Origin of the sequence: Nocardia sp. NPDC050717, from assembly GCF_040654275.1 — a bacterium.
Lineage (GTDB): Bacteria > Actinomycetota > Actinomycetes > Mycobacteriales > Mycobacteriaceae > Nocardia.
The window spans coordinates 47573-64434 of sequence record NZ_JBFAHR010000001.1; the positions used below are offsets into that span (position 1 = coordinate 47573).

17 protein-coding genes are annotated in these 16862 nt (G+C 69.9%); 13 read left to right on the forward strand and 4 right to left on the reverse strand.

Annotation, left to right across the window (positions count from 1 at the left end; genetic code table 11):
• Window positions 1-16 precede the first annotated feature (16 nt).
• Entirely contained in the window at window positions 17-1006 is a 990-nt protein-coding gene (locus AB0H56_RS00200; RefSeq protein ID WP_357155763.1) for an NADP-dependent oxidoreductase, read from the reverse strand.
• A 210-nt stretch (window positions 1007-1216) separates the two neighbouring features.
• Here AB0H56_RS00200 and clpB point away from each other — a divergent pair, with 210 nt between their 5' ends.
• From clpB to AB0H56_RS00240, 8 genes are all read left to right on the forward strand, one after another.
• Entirely contained in the window at window positions 1217-3781 is a 2565-nt protein-coding gene (gene clpB, locus AB0H56_RS00205) for an ATP-dependent chaperone ClpB (RefSeq protein WP_357155765.1), read from the forward strand.
• A 62-nt stretch (window positions 3782-3843) separates the two neighbouring features.
• Window positions 3844-4617 (forward strand): DUF5666 domain-containing protein, encoded by a 774-nt coding sequence (locus AB0H56_RS00210; RefSeq protein ID WP_357155767.1) that lies wholly within the window; start codon window positions 3844-3846, stop codon window positions 4615-4617.
• Between the two features lie 68 nt (window positions 4618-4685).
• Window positions 4686-5786 carry a hypothetical protein gene (locus AB0H56_RS00215; RefSeq protein WP_357155768.1) on the forward strand — a complete coding sequence of 367 codons (1101 nt, stop codon included), beginning with the start codon at window positions 4686-4688 and terminating at the stop codon, window positions 5784-5786.
• A gap of 60 nt (window positions 5787-5846) precedes the next feature.
• Entirely contained in the window at window positions 5847-6653 is an 807-nt protein-coding gene (locus AB0H56_RS00220) for an SDR family NAD(P)-dependent oxidoreductase (RefSeq protein ID WP_357155770.1), read from the forward strand.
• A 77-nt stretch (window positions 6654-6730) separates the two neighbouring features.
• Window positions 6731-7294, forward strand: coding sequence for an orotate phosphoribosyltransferase (pyrE, locus tag AB0H56_RS00225; RefSeq protein ID WP_357155772.1), 564 nt, complete (start codon window positions 6731-6733; stop codon window positions 7292-7294).
• Between the two features lie 68 nt (window positions 7295-7362).
• Entirely contained in the window at window positions 7363-8421 is a 1059-nt protein-coding gene (locus tag AB0H56_RS00230) for a beta-ketoacyl-ACP synthase 3 (RefSeq protein ID WP_357155774.1), read from the forward strand.
• A gap of 1 nt (window position 8422) precedes the next feature.
• Entirely contained in the window at window positions 8423-9109 is a 687-nt protein-coding gene (locus AB0H56_RS00235; protein WP_357155776.1) for a lysoplasmalogenase, read from the forward strand.
• A gap of 168 nt (window positions 9110-9277) precedes the next feature.
• A complete protein-coding gene (locus AB0H56_RS00240; protein WP_357155778.1) occupies window positions 9278-10225 on the forward strand; it encodes an alpha/beta fold hydrolase in 948 nt (315 codons plus the stop codon).
• Window positions 10226-10288: 63 nt separating this feature from the next.
• Here AB0H56_RS00240 and AB0H56_RS00245 read toward each other — a convergent pair whose 3' ends face one another.
• Window positions 10289-10753 (reverse strand): hypothetical protein, encoded by a 465-nt coding sequence (locus tag AB0H56_RS00245; protein ID WP_357155780.1) that lies wholly within the window; start codon window positions 10751-10753, stop codon window positions 10289-10291.
• A gap of 83 nt (window positions 10754-10836) precedes the next feature.
• On the opposite strand from AB0H56_RS00245, the gene AB0H56_RS00250 reads away from it, so the two are divergent.
• From AB0H56_RS00250 to AB0H56_RS00260, 3 genes are all read left to right on the forward strand, one after another.
• Window positions 10837-11151 (forward strand): DUF4190 domain-containing protein, encoded by a 315-nt coding sequence (locus tag AB0H56_RS00250; RefSeq protein WP_357155782.1) that lies wholly within the window; start codon window positions 10837-10839, stop codon window positions 11149-11151.
• A gap of 25 nt (window positions 11152-11176) precedes the next feature.
• On the forward strand, window positions 11177-11860 hold the full coding sequence (locus tag AB0H56_RS00255) for an RNA methyltransferase (protein WP_357155784.1): 684 nt from the start codon (window positions 11177-11179) through the stop codon (window positions 11858-11860).
• A 135-nt stretch (window positions 11861-11995) separates the two neighbouring features.
• The gene (locus AB0H56_RS00260; protein ID WP_357157763.1) at window positions 11996-13084 is read left to right on the forward strand and encodes a glycoside hydrolase family 76 protein; all 1089 of its coding nucleotides are present in this window, start codon (window positions 11996-11998) and stop codon (window positions 13082-13084) included.
• 3 nt (window positions 13085-13087) lie between these two features.
• Here AB0H56_RS00260 and AB0H56_RS00265 read toward each other — a convergent pair whose 3' ends face one another.
• Both AB0H56_RS00265 and AB0H56_RS00270 read right to left on the reverse strand, forming a co-directional pair.
• Window positions 13088-13777, reverse strand: a complete 690-nt coding sequence (locus AB0H56_RS00265; RefSeq protein ID WP_233001163.1) for a DedA family protein — start codon at window positions 13775-13777, stop codon at window positions 13088-13090.
• Window positions 13778-13782: 5 nt separating this feature from the next.
• The gene (locus AB0H56_RS00270) at window positions 13783-14472 is read right to left on the reverse strand and encodes a DedA family protein (RefSeq protein ID WP_357157765.1); all 690 of its coding nucleotides are present in this window, start codon (window positions 14470-14472) and stop codon (window positions 13783-13785) included.
• A gap of 178 nt (window positions 14473-14650) precedes the next feature.
• On the opposite strand from AB0H56_RS00270, the gene fbaA reads away from it, so the two are divergent.
• Together fbaA and AB0H56_RS00280 are read left to right on the forward strand one after the other, a co-directional pair.
• Complete coding sequence (fbaA, locus tag AB0H56_RS00275; protein WP_357155786.1) at window positions 14651-15688, forward strand: class II fructose-bisphosphate aldolase; 1038 nt, start codon at window positions 14651-14653, stop codon at window positions 15686-15688.
• A gap of 36 nt (window positions 15689-15724) precedes the next feature.
• The gene (locus AB0H56_RS00280; RefSeq protein WP_357155788.1) at window positions 15725-16843 is read left to right on the forward strand and encodes a BTAD domain-containing putative transcriptional regulator; all 1119 of its coding nucleotides are present in this window, start codon (window positions 15725-15727) and stop codon (window positions 16841-16843) included.
• Window positions 16844-16862: the final 19 nt, after the last annotated feature.

The following is a 16862-nucleotide window of genomic DNA, read 5'->3' on the forward strand; positions in this document are numbered from 1 at the left end:
ACCCTACCGGCCCGGATCAGATTGCCAGGACGGTCTTTCCGCGGGCGCTGCCGGCGCCGAGGACGGCGGGGGCGGCTTCGAGAGGGACGGTGGCTTCGATGGGGACGACGACGTCGCCGGCCGCGACGCGGGTGAGGAGCTGGGTCAGTTCCGGGCCGCGGCCCTTGGATTCGAAGTTGCCGCCGGTGATGTCGTGTTCGCGCAGGGTGATCTCGTCGGCGGCCCAGGTGGTGGAGTAGGCGCGGCCGCCGCGGCGGACGAGGGTGGCGTGCCTGGCGAAATCTATGGGGCCGCTGATCAGGTCGAACAGGACGTCGATGCCGTCGGGGTGGGTGAAGTGGACGGCGTCGGTGACGCTGGAGTCGCGGTAGGCGGCGGGATCCGGGTCGACGACGTTCGGGTCGGCGGGGCGCGGGCGGGTGTAGTCGACGATCTCGTCGGCGCCGAGGCGGGACACCTGATCGGCGGCGTCGCCGCGCGCGGTGGCGATCACGTGCGCGCCGGCGATCGCGGCCAGTTGCACGAGGAACGAGCCGACCCCGCCGGTCGCGCCGACGATCAGCACCGTCTGACCAGGCTGGAGTTCGGCGGCGGCGACGAGATCCTGCGCGGTGACGCCCGCGACGGGCAGGGCGGCCGCCGTCACCGAGGTGACGCCCTCGGGGATCGGCACCAGGGTCGCGTCCTCGGGCAGGGTCGCGTACTGCGCCCAGCTGCCGTGCCCGGCCGGCGCGGTGAGGAACTTGCCGACGACCCGGTCGCCGACGGCGAACGACCGCACGCCGGGGCCGACCGCCGACACGGTGCCCGCGCCGTCGACGCCGAGGATCATCGGGAAATCGGTGGGCATCTTGCCCTCGAGAATGCCGTCGGCCATCTTCAGGTCGAAGGGGTTCACGCCCGCGGCGTCCAGCGCGACCTGCACCTCACCGTGGCCGGGTTCGGGTACCGGCATGTCCGCCAGCTCGGGCGGGGCACCGAACTTCTGGACCACGATCGCGCGCATCGACTGGCTCCTCTTCTCGACTGGCTCGGGCATCGCAATCCTAGGCGGGCGGCCTTGCGACGTGCGGTGATTGATCGTCTTCGGTGGTGTCGCGGCGTAGCGTGAACACCGATTCGGAGGGCGCGGGGAAAATTCTAGAGTTGAGCGGAACAGACTCAAGTTTGTCAGCGTTGAACCAGTCGATACCGCCGAAACACCCGAAGGAGATCTGTGGACCCGATCAATCCCACCACCAAGACCCAAGCGGCGATCACCGCCGCCCTGCAGGCCGCCTCGGCGGCGGGCAATCCGGAGATCCGTCCGGCGCACTTGCTGGTGGCGTTGCTGGATCAGACCGATGGCATCGCCGCCCCGCTGCTCAAGGCCATCGGCATCGACCCGGCGACCGTCGAGCGCGAAGCGGGCGACCTGGTCGACCGTCTGCCGCGCGCGACCGGAGCGACCACCACACCCCAGCTCGGCCGCGAGGGCCTGGCCGCGCTCACCGCTGCCCAGCGCTTGGCCACCGAGCTCGGCGACGAGTACGTCTCGACCGAACACCTGCTGGTCGGCCTGGCCGACGGCGACTCCGAGGTGGCCAAGCTGCTGCGCAGGCACGGTGCCAGCCCGGAGGCGCTGCGCGAGGCGTTCACCAAGGTGCGCGGCAGCGCGCGCGTCACCACACCTGATCCGGAGTCGACCTACCAGGCGCTGGAGAAATACTCCACCGACCTCACCGCGGCCGCCCGCGCGGGCAAACTCGACCCGGTGATCGGTCGCGACACCGAGATCCGCCGCGTCGTGCAGGTGCTCTCGCGGCGCACCAAGAACAACCCGGTGCTCATCGGTGAGCCCGGCGTCGGCAAGACCGCCATCGTGGAGGGTCTGGCGCGCCGGATCGTCGAGGGCGACGTGCCGGAATCGTTGCGGGACAAGAAGGTCATCTCGCTCGACCTCGGTTCGATGGTCGCGGGCGCGAAGTACCGCGGTGAGTTCGAGGAGCGGCTCAAGGCCGTGCTCGACGACATCAAGAACAGCGCTGGCGAGATCATCACCTTCATCGACGAGCTGCACACCATCGTCGGTGCAGGCGCCACCGGCGACTCCGCGATGGACGCGGGCAACATGATCAAGCCGCTGCTCGCCCGCGGTGAGCTGCGACTGGTCGGCGCGACCACCCTCGACGAGTACCGCAAGTACATCGAGAAGGACGCCGCACTCGAGCGCCGCTTCCAGCAGGTTCTGGTCGGCGAGCCCTCGGTCGCCGACACCATCGGCATCCTGCGCGGCATCAAGGAGCGCTACGAGGTGCACCACGGCGTGCGGATCACCGACTCCGCGCTGGTGGCGGCCGCGACCCTGTCGGATCGCTACATCACCTCGCGGTTCCTGCCCGACAAGGCGATCGACCTGATCGACGAGTCGGCCTCGCGCCTGCGCATGGAGATCGACTCCAGGCCGGTCGAGATCGACGAGGTCGAGCGGGCCGTGCGGCGCCTCGAGATCGAGGAGGTCGCGCTGGCCAAGGAGACCGACGAGGGCTCCAAGCAGCGCCTGGAGAAGCTGCGCTCCGAACTGGCCGACGACCGCGAGAAGCTCAGCCAGCTCACCACCCGCTGGCAGAACGAGAAGAAGGCCATCGACTCCGTGCGCGGGCTCAAGGAACAGCTCGAAACCCTGCGCGGCGAGTCCGAGCGCGCCGAACGCGACGGTGATCTGGGCAAGGCCGCCGAGCTGCGGTACGGCCGGATTCCGGCGCTGGAGAAGGAACTCGCGGCGGCCGAGCACGCCAGCGGCGCGGCCGCCGACGGTGACGTGATGCTCAACGAGGAGGTCACCCCCGACGACATCGCCGACGTGGTGTCGTCGTGGACCGGTGTGCCGGTCGGCCGGATGCTCGAGGGCGAGACGGCCAAGCTGCTGCGAATGGAGACCGAGGTCGCCGGACGCGTCATCGGGCAGGAGGAGGCCGTGCGGGCCGTCTCGGACGCGGTGCGCCGCGCGCGGGCTGGCGTCGCCGATCCGAACCGGCCGACGGGATCGTTCATGTTCGTCGGCCCGACCGGCGTCGGCAAGACGGAGCTGGCGAAATCGCTGGCCGACTTCCTGTTCGCCGACGAGCGCGCCATCGTGCGCATCGACATGAGCGAGTACAGCGAGAAGCACTCGGTGGCTCGGCTGGTCGGCGCGCCGCCCGGATACGTCGGCTACGACCAGGGCGGACAGCTGACCGAGGCGGTGCGCAGGCGCCCGTACTCGGTGGTGCTGTTCGACGAGATCGAGAAGGCGCACCCGGACGTGTTCGACATCCTGCTGCAGGTGCTCGACGAGGGCAGGCTCACCGACAGCCAGGGTCGCACGGTCGACTTCCGCAACACCATCCTCATCCTCACCTCGAACCTCGGCGCCGGTGGCGACAAGGAACAGGTGATGGAGGCGGTGCGGCGGGCGTTCAAGCCGGAGTTCATCAACCGGCTCGACGACGTGGTGATGTTCCACGCGCTCGACGCGAAGCAGCTGGAATCCATCGTCGACATCAACCTGCGGCAGCTGCAGAAGCGGCTCGCGCAGCGGCGGCTCACGCTCGATGTCAGCGAGGAGGCCAAGCAGTGGCTGGCGGTGCGCGGCTACGACCCGGCCTACGGCGCGCGGCCGCTGCGCAGGCTGATCCAGCAGGCCATCGGCGACAGCCTGGCCAAGGAACTGCTCGCGGGCGCGGTCGTCGACGGCGACACGGTGCGCGTGCGCGTCGACGACGCCACCGACAAACTCGTCGTCGGGCGCGAGGCTGCGTGAATTGTCCACAGCGCGGTGCGTAGGGACCTCCCAACGCACCGCGCTGACCTACGCTGGGTCTCATGACGAACCCGAACGATCCGTGGGGGCAACGCCCGGAGGATTCGCCGACCGAACGGCTGGGTTCGCCGGGCATGGACTCGACCAAGCCGTACGGCGGCGGCGGGTTCGACGAGTGGGGGCAACCGTCGAACCCGACCATGGCGTTGCCGCCGCACGACGAGCAGTGGGGTGCCTACGAAAGTGGTTATCCCGCAGCGCAGCAGCCCCCACCGCAGCAACCACCGCCGGGGTACGGTGCGCCGCCGCCCGGCTATCCACCGCGTCCGCAGGACGGTGACCAGGGCGAACCGCCCAAACGGAACACCGGATTGTGGATCGCGCTCGGCCTCGGCGTCCTCGCGCTGGTCGCGGTCGGCGGCGTGCTCGCCGGGCTCGTCTTCAGCGGCGGCAAGTCCGGCGAGGACAACTCCGCGGCGGCCCCCACCTCCGAGTTCCTCGCACCACCGACCACCTCGCGGACCGCGCCGATCGTGCCACCGAGCGCGAGCGGTCTGCCCGGCCTGCCGGGCCTCGGCGGGGGCGACGAGGACCTCGGCGCCACCATGGGCAGCATCACCGCCAACACCGGCACCGAGATCACCATGAGCACCCTCGGCGGGTCGACCGTGCGGGTGCTGATCGACGATGCCACCCAGGTGATCTCGCTGACCAGCACGAAGGCGAGCGAGCTGCCCGTCGGCGACATGGTTATGGTGCAGGGCGACAAGAACCCAGACGGGTCGATCCACGCCAAGATCATCATCAGTACGGCGTTGCCAGGCGGCCCCCGATGAGCGACCCGCGCGTCGAAAGCCCGGCACTGCCGGGCGATCACGGCGACGGCTGGATAGGCTAGGCGACGATGACGGCTATGTGGTTCGGGTTGGCGGCGATCGCACTCGTGGGTGCGGTCGTACTGCTCTATTTCGATCGGGTCCAGCGACAGCGGACCGGGCACGCGCGCCAGGTCTGGGCGAAATCCCAGGGCTACACCTACGTCTCGGTCGAGCCGGCGCTCGCCTCGACGTGGCGTCGTGGCGCGCTGGCCAAGCTCGGTTATCTCTCCGCGGTCGACGTGGTCTCCGGCATCCGCAAGGGCGAGAAGTTCGTCCTGTTCGACCTGGAGGACGCGGCGACGCTGGTCGCGGTGCGCCGCCAGATCGGGTCCGAGATCGATGTCGACATGCGGCTCAAGACCGCGTCGCCGCCGAAGGATCACGATCTGGAGCTGCTCGGCGCGATCGGTGACCGGGTCGTGTTCGCGACCGATCCCGAGATCGCCAGGCACGCGGTCGATCAGCGGATGGTCGGCTTCATCGAGTCGCTGTCGGACACCGTGCAGATGCTGTGGAGCGAGGGCAACTGGACCCTCGGCATGCTGCCCGTCGGCAGCGGATCCAAGGACTGGGAGACCGCGATCGACGCGGTGCTGCGGCTGTCCGGGCTGCTGCACGTGCTGCCGCCGGTGGCCGAGCCGAGCGAGTTCACCCGGCCGCGCAGCAACGCCGACGAAACGCTGGCGGCCGCCGATTCGTTCGGCAGCGGCCGCGCCGAGCTCGACGACGATTTCGACGACTACGAGGAACCGGGCCGCGCCCGCTTCCCCGGTCCCGACGATCTCGACGACCACTACGGCACCCCGGCGGGCGACGAGGCGTTCCGCGCCCCGATCGCCGAGCAGCAGGCCCCCGAGCCCGACGACTACGGTCGCCGCGCGCCGGGCCGCCCGCAGGCCTACACCGGCGACGACTACGACCCCGACCTCGACGATCCCGATTTCGAGGACCAGCCGGCTCCCGGTCGTCGCCCGCTCGGCGAGCCGGCCAAGCGGCCGTCGCTGGCCGTCGTCCCCGAACCGCGCCCGCGCGTGGAACCGCCGCAGGGCGAGGGTGACGACGCCGAGCAGCCCGGCGGGCCGTTCCACCCGGGGTTCCGCCCGTACCAGGGGCCGGTACCCAAGTGACCATGGCCGCGGCGATCGGCGCCGCGGCTGCTCCACCCGCTCGACCGGAATCGACCAGCGATGACCGACAGTTCCGCGCGCCTGCCAGGCACGCACCGCCCCGTGGCCATGATCACCGGACCGACCTCCGGGATCGGGCACGGTTTCGCCCACCGCCTCGCCGCGCTCGGCTACGACCTCGTGCTCGTCGCGCGGAACGAGCAGCGGTTGCGGGCACTGGCCGACGAGCTCGGCCGCCGCTACGCCACCTCCGCGGAGGTGCTCGTCGCCGACCTCGCCGATGACGACGACCGCGCCCGGGTCGCCGAGCGCGCCGCCGCCGGGCTCGAATTCCTGGTCAACAACGCGGGATTCGCGCACTCGGGGGAGTTCTGGACGCTCGAACCCGCCGAACTGCAGGCCCAGCTGGATGTGAACGTCACCTCGGTGCTGCAGCTCACCAGGGCCGCGGTGCCCTCGATGATCGCGGCCGCCACCGGCTCGATCGTCAATGTGGCGAGCGTGGCGGGCTTGATCCCCGGACGGGGGTCGACCTACTCGGCCTCGAAGGCCTACGTCGTATCCTTCTCCGAGGGGTTGGCGAATGGACTGGCGGGCACCGGTGTCCGGGTCCAGGCGCTGTGCCCCGGGTTCGTGCGGACCGAGTTCCACGAGCGCGCGGGCATCGCGATGAGTTCGCTGCCGGAGCGGCTGTGGCTCGACGTCGACCAGGTCGTCGACGGCTGCTTGCGAGATCTGGAATCGGGCCGGGTGATCAGCGTGCCCGGTGTGCAGTACAAGGTGCTCACCACGGTGGCGGGTTTCGTCCCGCGCGGCCTGGTGACGCGCCTGAATCGCGGACTCTTCAACGCGCGCGGAAGGACCTAGGGCACGAGCATCGGGCCCGGACGCGACGCGTAGCGTTATCGCCCAGGGCTGCCCATGACCGAAAGGACACGCAAACGATGATCGACCAGGCACGTCAGGCGCTCACGGAGGCAGATCGCGACCGGCTGGCCGCGCTCGTGCGCGAGCTCGCGGTCGTGCACGGCAAGGTGACGCTGTCCTCGGGCAAGGAAGCCGACTACTACGTCGATCTGCGCCGCGCGACGCTGCACCACCAGGCCGCCCCGCTGATCGGTTCGCTGCTGCGTGAGCTGGTCGCGGACTGGGATTTCGCCGCGGTCGGTGGACTCACCATGGGCGCCGATCCGGTCGCGATGGCCGTGATGCACGCGCCGGGCCGCCCGATCGACGCGTTCGTCGTCCGCAAGGCCGCCAAGGCGCACGGCATGCAGCGCCAGATCGAGGGCCCCGACGTCGTCGGCAAGCGTGTGCTGGTCGTCGAGGACACCACCACCACCGGGAATTCGCCGCTCACCGCGGTGCGCGCGCTGCGCGACGCGGGCGCGATCGTGGTGGGCGTGGCCACCGTCGTCGACCGGGAAACCGGCGCTGACCAGGTGATCGCCGCGGAGGGGCTGGAGTATCGGTCCATCCTCGGACTCGGCGATCTTGCCCTGGGTTAGCCTGGACAACGCCGAACCCGGATGACGATGTGGTCGCCCGGAAAGTCTGAAGGACGTGTGAGTCACCTGTGGTGAGCATTGCTGTAAACAAGAGTCGTGACAACGTTGCGATGCTCGGGATCGGTGCGTACCGACCGCAGCGCATCGTCAGCAATGCCGAGGTGTGCGAATTGCTCGATTCGACACCGGAGTGGATCTACGAGCGCACCGGGATCAACAACCGGCGCTGGATCAGCGGCGACGAGACGATCCGTTCGATCGCCGCGGCCGCAGGCGAGCGCGCGCTGAACAACACGCCGATCGAGCGGACCGAGATCGGCGCCGTCATCCTGTGCACCTCGAGCTGGCTCAAGCTCACCCCGCACGGCGCGCCGTCGGTGGCCTCCGATCTGGGGCTCAACGGCGTCGCCGCCTTCGACCTGACCTCCGGCTGCGGTGGCTTCGGCTACGGCTTGGGCGTCGCCGCCGACCTGATCCGCGCGGGCTCGGCCGACTACGTGCTGGTGATCGGCGCCGAGACGATGACCGTCGGCCTCGACCCCACCGACCGCGGCACCGCGATGATCTTCGGTGACGGCGCGGGCGCCGTCGTCGTCGGCCCGGCCGAGGAGAACGGCATCTCGCCGACGGTGTGGGGCAGCGACGGCGAGAACGCCGAGGCCATCGCCCAGGACGTCGACTTCCTCGCCTACATGAACAAGGCCCAGGCCATGCAGGGCACCGACCCGGCGGTCGAGCCGATCGGCCGGATGTCGCTGCACATGGAGGGCCCGAAGGTCTTCCGCTGGGCCGCGGTGACGCTGCCACGCGCGCTGTCCGCGGCGCTCGACGTCTCCGGGGTGGCCAAGGAGGACATCGAGGTCTTCATCCCGCACCAGGCCAACGCGCGCATCAACGAACTGATGAAGAAGAACCTCGGCCTGGCCGAGGGCATCCCCATGGCCAACGACATCGAGAACACCGGCAACACTTCGGCCGCCTCGATCCCGCTGGCCATGGAGGAGATGCTGGTCACCGGCAAGGCGAAGGGTGGTCAGGTGGCGCTGCTGCTCGGCTTCGGCGCCGGGCTCAGCTACGCGGGCCAGGTCGTCGTCCTGCCGCCGGCGCCCAAGGAAGCGAGCTTCTGACGTGCGACCGCTGCGCGCCGGGTATCTCGCGGCGGCGGCGGTCACCGTCTTCGGTGCCGTCACCGGCCGCGAACGCCTGCAATGGCTGACCAAGCCGCTGCTGATGCCGCTGCTGGCGGCCGACACCGTCGCCCGCGACGAGCTCGATCCGGTGGAGCGCCGGATCCTGCTCGGCTCGCTCGCCGCGGCGACCGTCGGTGACGTCCTGCTGATCGACCCCGACGACGACCGGCGCCTGATCGCGGGCGCGTCGTCGTTCGCGGTGATGCAGACCGGTTACTCGGTGCTGTGGTGGCGGCGCGGCGCCCGGCCGCGCGCCGCGATCGCCGCTCCGCGCCTGCTGGCCTGGGCCGGCGCGGCCGGTCTGCTGCGCGCGAAGGCCCCGGTGCTCGCTGTGCCGCTGACCGCCTACGGCGCCACCCTCGGCACCGCGGCCACCCTCGCGTCCGACCCTGCCCTGGCCCCAGGGGCGAAAAACGTTGCGGGACTGAATATCCCGAACAGTGACCCGCGGAGCCGCTACGGCGTCGGCGCGCTGCTGTTCACGGTCTCGGACGGGCTGATCGTGCTGCGCAGGCTCTTCGCCCGCGACGAGCGCACCCGCCGCGTGAGCGAGGGCGTCATCCTCGCGACCTATGCCGCGGCACAGTATGTCCTGACGGAGCCGCCGGCGAAGAAGGCCGGCTGACCGGAACGCGGCCTATGCGCGGCGGACTCCCCGGGCGGAGCGGCCCCATCCGCGAACTCTCCGCACTACGCCGTCGGCACGCTCGAGTCCTGCCGGGCGCGACCCCTGGTCACGCAGCTCTTACCTGCGCGTCGTCCGGAGGCAACACCCGCCGCGCACGCTTCGAAGATGACCGGGCAGGTGCAGTTCATCGAGGTGCACGGGTACCGCCGTGCGTTCCGGATGGCGGGGTCGGGGCCGCCGCTGCTGCTCATCCACGGCATCTCCGACAGCTCGGCGACCTGGGCGCCGGTGTTCGACGCGCTGGCCGAGCACTACACCGTCGTCGCGCCCGACCTGCTCGGCCACGGCGAATCGGCCAAGCCGCGCGCCGACTACGCCATCGCCGCCTACGCGAACGGCATGCGGGACCTGCTCAGCGTGCTCGGGATCGAGCGGGCCACCCTGGTCGGGCATTCGCTCGGCGGCGGGATCGCCATGCAATTCGTCTACCAGTTCCCGGAGCGGGTGCAGCGGGTCGCGCTGGTCTGTCCGGCGGGCATGGGCGCCGGGGTGCACCCCGCGTTCCGGCTGGCCACGCTGCCCGGCGCCGGTCCGGGGCTGATGGCCGTCACCAGCTGGCCGGTGCGCACCGCGGTGCGTGCCGCCATTCCGGTGGTGCGCGAGCTCGGCGGCCTCGGGCTCGGCCCGGACTCCGACTATGTGCTCCGGCTCTACGGCGGACTCTCCGACACCGGCGCGCGCAATGCCTTCCTGCGCACGATCCGCGCCGCCGCCGATCGGCGCGGGCAATCCATCACCATGCTCGACCGCGGCTACCTCGCCGCGCACCTGCCGACGTTGATCGTCGGTGGGACTCGCGACACCGTCATCCCCTCGGTCCACGCCGAGCACGCCCACCGCGCGTTCCCCGGCTCGCTGCTCGAGATCTTCGAGGGCGCGGGCCACTTCCCGCACCACCACGACCCGGACCGCTTCGCGAAGCTGATCCACGCCTTCATCGAGCAGACCGAGCCGGCCGTCTTCGACGCCCAGCGCTGGCAGCGGACGCTGCGCCGCGGCCGTCCGATCGTCGGCCTGCCCGTCCTCGACGCGGCCTCGGCCGACGGTGCGTAGGCGCGGGGCCGCTCACGGGAGACTCCCCGCAAGACGCAGGTCCGCCGCACCGCGATCCCGGGTTCAGCCGGGCTCGCGGTGCGGCGGCATCACCATGATCCGGTCCCGATCGGTCGGGTCGACCCGGATCGGCAGGGTTTCGCCGATCACCATCCGCGGCTTGTCCACGGGCATCACGTCGACCACGATCGTGCCGTGGTAGCTGTCGGAACCGGGCACGGTCAGCTCCACGTCCAGTTCGGTGAGTTCGCTGGCATGGTCGGTGCGCGTCAGCGGCCGGACCCCGTCGATGCGTGCCCAGCCCTCCAGCCCGTGGCGCCGCAACTGCCGCTCGGCCCTGGTCGGCATCGAGGCGAGCGCCATCGCGATGCCGGAACCGGCACCGAACAACCCGACCATGATCAACACCTGATACGGCATCGTCCCCGGTGGCGCGTGCGGGACGAGCCAGCCGAGCCATACCGCGAGCGCGACCAGGTACAGCGCGACGACGCAGGCCATCGCCTGCAGAATGCGTGTGTGCTCCATACCGCAGACCACCCGTGAGCTCTACGTGTCCAGGATAGGTCCGGTGGTGCCCCGACCGCCCGCCGCGCGATTACGATTCGCGCATGAGCACTCCGCCGCCCCCTGGCTACCCCGGCTACGTCCCGCCGCGTGACCACCCGCAGGCGAACCTCGTGCTGATCCTCGGCATCCTCGGACTCGCCTTCTGCGGCCTGTGCGCGCCGTTCGCGTGGCTCAAGGGCCGCGCGGTGCTCGCCGAGATCGACGCCTCGCAGGGCCGCGTCGGCGGACGCTCGGCGGTCTACGCCGGCTACATCTGCGGGCTCATCGGTACGATCTTGCTGGCCGTGATGGTGCTCTTCGGCCTCGGCGGGCTCATCGTCTTCCTGATCGTGGGGGCGGCCGAGTCTTCGGCATGACCCGCCGCGGCCTAGCATTCTCCGGGTGAACGAGTCAGTGTCAGCGCCCGAGGTGGAGGTCGTCGGTCCGACCGAATGGGGCGAGCACCCGCACGGACTCGGCCCGTGGGAGCAGGAGTACGGCACCCCGGCGCCCACCGACCCGCGCTACGACCCGGTGCTGCTCGCCGAGGGCGACCGGCGCAATGTGGTCGACGCCTACCGTTACTGGACGCGCGAGGCCATCGTCGCCGACATCGACGCCCGCCGCTTCCCGTTCCACGTGGCGATCGAGAACTTCGGGCACGACGCCAACATCGGCACGGTGGTCCGCACGGCGAACGCCTTCGCCGCCGCGGCGGTGCACATCGTCGGGCGGCGGCGCTGGAACCGTCGCGGCGCCATGGTCACCGACCGCTACCAGCACCTGATGCACCACAGCGACCTCGCCGAACTGCGTGCCTACGCCGCCGAGGCGGGGCTGACCGTCGTCGCCGTCGACAATGTGCCCGGCGCGGTCCCGCTGGAGACGGCCCAGCTGCCGCGCGAGTGCCTGCTGCTGTTCGGCCAGGAGGGGCCCGGCGTCAGCGCGGACGCGAAAGAAGCTGCCGCCCTGACGGTTTCGATCGCTCAATTCGGTTCGACGCGCAGTATCAATGCCGGCGTCGCGGCCGGAATCGCGATGCATGCCTGGATCCGTCAGCACGCTGACCTGTCGAAAGCCTGGTAGGTAACAATTTGGGCGCGAAACCGGGGAGAAAACTGGCACCATGGTGCTATGACCTCGCGCAGCGGCCGGCGCCCGCAGCCCTCCGATCGCGCCGGAACCGTGCCGACACCGGCGCTGTGGTCCGAGCGTGCCGACATGGCCGAGTCCGCGATCGTCTCGCGGCACCTGCGCACGCTGTGGGGTTGCCCCGGAACGGAATTGGGCGTCGTCGGCTGGCCCGCGACGCGGCGTGAACGCACCTTCGTCGGGTGGCACTACTGGTGGCAGGCGCACCTGCTCGACATCGCGGTCGACGCCGCCAACCGGGTGCCCACCCCCGCGCGGCGCCGCCGGATCGCGGCGATCGCGCGCGGTATCCGCGTCCGCAACATCACCGGCTGGACCAACCGCTACTACGACGACATGGCCTGGCTGGCGATCGCGCTCGAGCGCGCCGAACGCACCCAGGACCTCACCTCGGCCCGCGGCGGTCTGGCCGCGCTCGAACAGCAGCTCTACGGTGCCTGGGAGCCGGAGACCGGCGGCGGCATCCCGTGGCGGCTGCGCTCGGACTTCTTCAACGCGCCAGCCAACGGCCCGGCGGGCATCGCGCTGCTGCGCCTCGGCCGGGTCGAGCGCGCCCAGCAGATGGCCGACTGGCTCGACGCCACCCTGCGCGATCCCGAATCCGGCCTGATCCTCGACGGCATCCACTTACCCTCCGGCGAGATCGAACGCCCGGTGTTCAGCTACTGCCAGGGCGTCGTCCTCGGTCTGGAGACCGAACTCGCCGTGCAGACCGACGACGACCGGCACGCCGAGCGGGTCTGCGCGCTGTTGAACGCGGTCGAGGAACACATGACCACCCGGCTGGTCATCTCCGGTGGCGGCGGTGGCGACGGTGGCCTGTTCAACGGCATCCTGGCCCGCTACCTCGCGGTGGTCGCGCTCATGCTGCCCGGCGAGGGCAAGCACGAGGAGGCCGCGCGGCGGATCGCGGCCGCCATCGTCAAGGCCTCGGCCACGGCCGCCTGGGCCAACCGGCTCGAGGTCGAGGGCGAGCCGCTGTTCGGGCACGACTGGAGCAAACCGGCCCGCCTACCCGGCGGCACGGCGGGCGCGGGCAAGTTCACGCCGGGCGGCTCGGTGACGGCGTCGACGGTGCCGGAGCGGGATCTGTCGGTGCAGCTGTCGGGCTGGATGCTGATGGAAGCGGCGTATCAGGTCACCGCGGCCGGGCTCTGAGCCTCAGCTGTCCAGGTCGGCGTGCTCGCGGTCGAGATCGAACTCCTCGACCGGCTTGGCCATCTCCTGGCGGTAGTGCCGCAGGCCGAGCAGCGTCCCGATGACCAGGCCGACGATCATGATCCCGATCACCGTCGGCATCAGCCACGGCACCTGCTCGAGGAACTCGCCCGCGTAGTAGCCGATCAGCAGCAGCACCGGCGCCCAGATGATCGCGCCGATGGTGCTCGCGATGGTGTAGCGGCGATGGTCCATGCCCGCGGCGCCCGCCACCATCGGGCACAGCGTGCGCACCCACGGAATCCAGCGCGCCACCAGCACGGCGAAGAACCCGTGTTTCTCCAGCAGCGCGGTGACCTTCTCCAGATTCCTGGTGTTGATGTAGCGGCCGTTCTTGCGCGCGACCAGGCGATGCCCGGTGCGCTGGCCGACGACATAGCCGACCTGATTGCCCGCGATCGCCGCGAGCATCGTGCCCAGCGACAACGCCCACACGTGGGCCTCGCCGTTGGCGTGCGAGGCCATCACGATGCCCGCGGTGATGAGCATGGAGTCACCGGGCAGGAACAGCCCGATGATGAACGCGCACTCCAGGAAGACGAAGACCAGGACCACCGTCCAGACCACGGCGGGCCCGGCCGAGATCAGCGGATCGAAGCTGCCCAGAGCGTGAATCGACGGTACCGCGGTCACAGGGATCAGTGCGTCTCGTTCGTCGAAGCTGCCAGCTCGGCGGCGGGCGCGGCCTCGGTGGGGGCCTTGCGGCGGTCGAGCAGCTTCTTACCGACGGTGATGATCGCGGGCAGGATCGAGACGAACACGATCAGCAGGAAGATGGCCTCGATGTGGTCGCGGATGAACGAGACGTTGCCGAGGAAGTAGCCGAGGATCGTGATGCCGCCGCCCCACAGCACGGCGCCGACGATGTCGAACGCCACGTACTTGCGGTAGCTCATCTTCGACACACCGGCCAGCACCGGCATGAAGGTGCGCACGATCGGCACGAACCTGGCCAGGATGATCGTCTTCGGGCCGTGCTTCTCGAAGAACTCGTGCGTCTCGGTGATGTACTGCTTCTTGAAGAAGCGGCTGTCCTCCTTGCGGAAGATGGCCGGACCGATCCGGCGGCCGATCCAGTACGCGCACTGGTCGCCGAGGAACGCGGTCAGCGTCACCAGCGGGACGAGCACCCAGATGTTCGGGCTGCCCTGGGCGGCCAGCATGCCACCGGTGAACAGCAGCGAGTCACCGGGCAGCAACGGGAACAGCAGGCCGGTTTCGATGAAGACGATCACCAGGATGGCAGGGAGAACCGCGTTCTTCAGCCAGGTGTCCTGGAGTAGATACATCGGGTCCAGCAACTGGGTCAACGCGAGGTTGTGCGTCATCACATCGGAAACCGCCAGCAAAGTCACGGCCCCCACAGTACCGGTCGAAACTGTGACACGAGTGTTGTGTAGTCATCGGCGATGGGACAAGCCGGTGAACCAGGCCATCCCTTCCTAACTTAGGGTGTGGCCTGACAGAATTGCTTTTTTTCGCTCCCCACACACGGAGGTCACTGCTGTGCCTATCGCGACTCCGGAGGTCTACGCCGAGATGCTCGGCCGGGCCAAGGCGCACTCGTTCGCATTCCCGGCTATCAACTGCACCTCGTCGGAGACGATCAACGCCGCCATCAAGGGCTTCGCGGAGGCGGGCAGCGACGGCATCATCCAGTTCTCGACCGGTGGTGCGGAATTCGGCTCGGGCCTGGGTGTGAAGGACATGGTCACCGGCGCGGTGGCGCTGGCGGAGTTCGCGCACGTGGTGGCGGCCAAGTACGACGTCACCATCGCGCTGCACACCGACCACTGCCCCAAGGACAAGCTGGACACCTACGTGCGTCCGCTGCTCGCGATCTCCCAGGAGCGCGTGAACAACGGCCGGAACCCGCTGTTCCAGTCGCACATGTGGGACGGCTCGGCCATCCCGATCGACGAGAACCTCGAGATCGGCAAGGAGCTGCTCAAGCTCGCCAAGGCCGCCAACATCATCCTCGAGGTCGAGATCGGTGTCGTCGGTGGTGAGGAAGACGGCGTCGAGGCCGAGATCAACGACAAGCTCTACACCTCACCCGAGGACTTCGAGAAGACCATCGACGCGCTCGGCGCAGGCGAGAACGGCAAGTACCTGCTCGCCGCCACCTTCGGCAACGTGCACGGCGTGTACAAGCCGGGCAACGTGGTGCTCAAGCCCGAGGTGCTGGCCGAGGGCCAGCGGGTCGCGGCCGCCAAGCTGGGCCTGGCCGCCGACGCGCAGCCGTTCGACTTCGTCTTCCACGGCGGTTCGGGCTCGCTGAAGTCCGAGATCGAGGACTCGCTGCGGTTCGGCGTGGTGAAGATGAACGTCGACACCGACACCCAGTACGCCTTCACCCGCCCGGTCGCCGGCCACATGTTCAGCAACTACGACGGTGTGCTGAAGATCGACGGCGAGGTCGGCAACAAGAAGGTCTACGACCCGCGCAGCTACCTGAAGAAGGCCGAGGCCTCGATGGCCGCGCGCGTCGTCGAGGCGTGCAACGACCTGAAGTCGGCCGGTCGGTCCGTCAGCGGTTCCTGATCGGCAGTTCGCAACAATCAAACGGGGCCCGAGCTCATGAGTCTTGATGTCCGTGTGCTCGGGCCCGTTCGACTGCTGGTCGGCGGTGAGCCGGTGGCGGTCGGCGGGCCCAAGCCGCGCGCCCTCCTCGCCGCGCTCACCGTCAACCGACGGCGCGCGGTGTCTTCCGCCGTGCTCGCGGAAATGGTGTGGAACGAGGATCCGCCGGATTCCTATGCCGCCAGCCTGCAGGTGTTCGTCTCCAACATCCGCAAGGCGCTGCGCAACGCCGGTATCGATCCGGCGCAGGTGCTGCGGACCGAGGGCGCGGGCTATCGGCTCGAGATCCCGGACACCGCCTGCGATCTCGGCCGGTTCGAGAACGCGCGCGAGGCGGGAACCCGCTGCCTCGAGGCCGGTGACCATCCGGGCGCGGCCAACCTCTTCGGCGCCGCGCTGCGCGAATGGACCGGCCGCGCCCTATCCGATCTGGCCGGGCTGCAATTCGCCGACGGCTTCGCCACCGCGATGGACGAGGAACGGCTGCTGGCCGTGTCGGCCCGCGTCGACGCCGAGATCGCCTGCGGGCGCGCCTCTTCGGTGATCGGTGAGCTGGTCGCGATGACCAACGAGCACCCGCTGCGCGAGCCGCTGTGGGGTCAGCTGATCACCGCGCTGTACCTGTCCGGCAGGCAGGCCGACGCGCTGGAGGCGTGCCGCCGGGTGCGCAGCGTGCTCGCCGAGGAACTCGGGATCGATCCCGGCGCCGCGCTGATCGACCTGGAACAGCGGGTGCTGCGCCAGGAACCGCTGAATGTGGTGGAGGCCAAGCGATCCGAGCAGCTCGCCGCGGCCATGACCGAGACCGTCACCGAGGTGCCGCGCTCGATCCGCAACGGCAACCTGCGCTTCGCCGACGGCCGCACCATCCCGATTCCGCACGGCGGCATCAGGATCGGCCGGATGACCGACAACGAGCTGGTGCTCGACGACCCGAAGGCCAGCCGCTACCACGCCCACATCATGCCCAGCCGCGCCGGACTGCTGATCAAGGACCTGCACTCGGCCAACGGGGTGTACGTCAACGAACTCCCCATCGACACCGGAGCGCTGCTCGCCGACGGCGACATGATCCGCATCGGGGCGACCGTGCTGACCTTCATCGCGGTCAGCTAGGCCCGGCGGAACAGCCGCC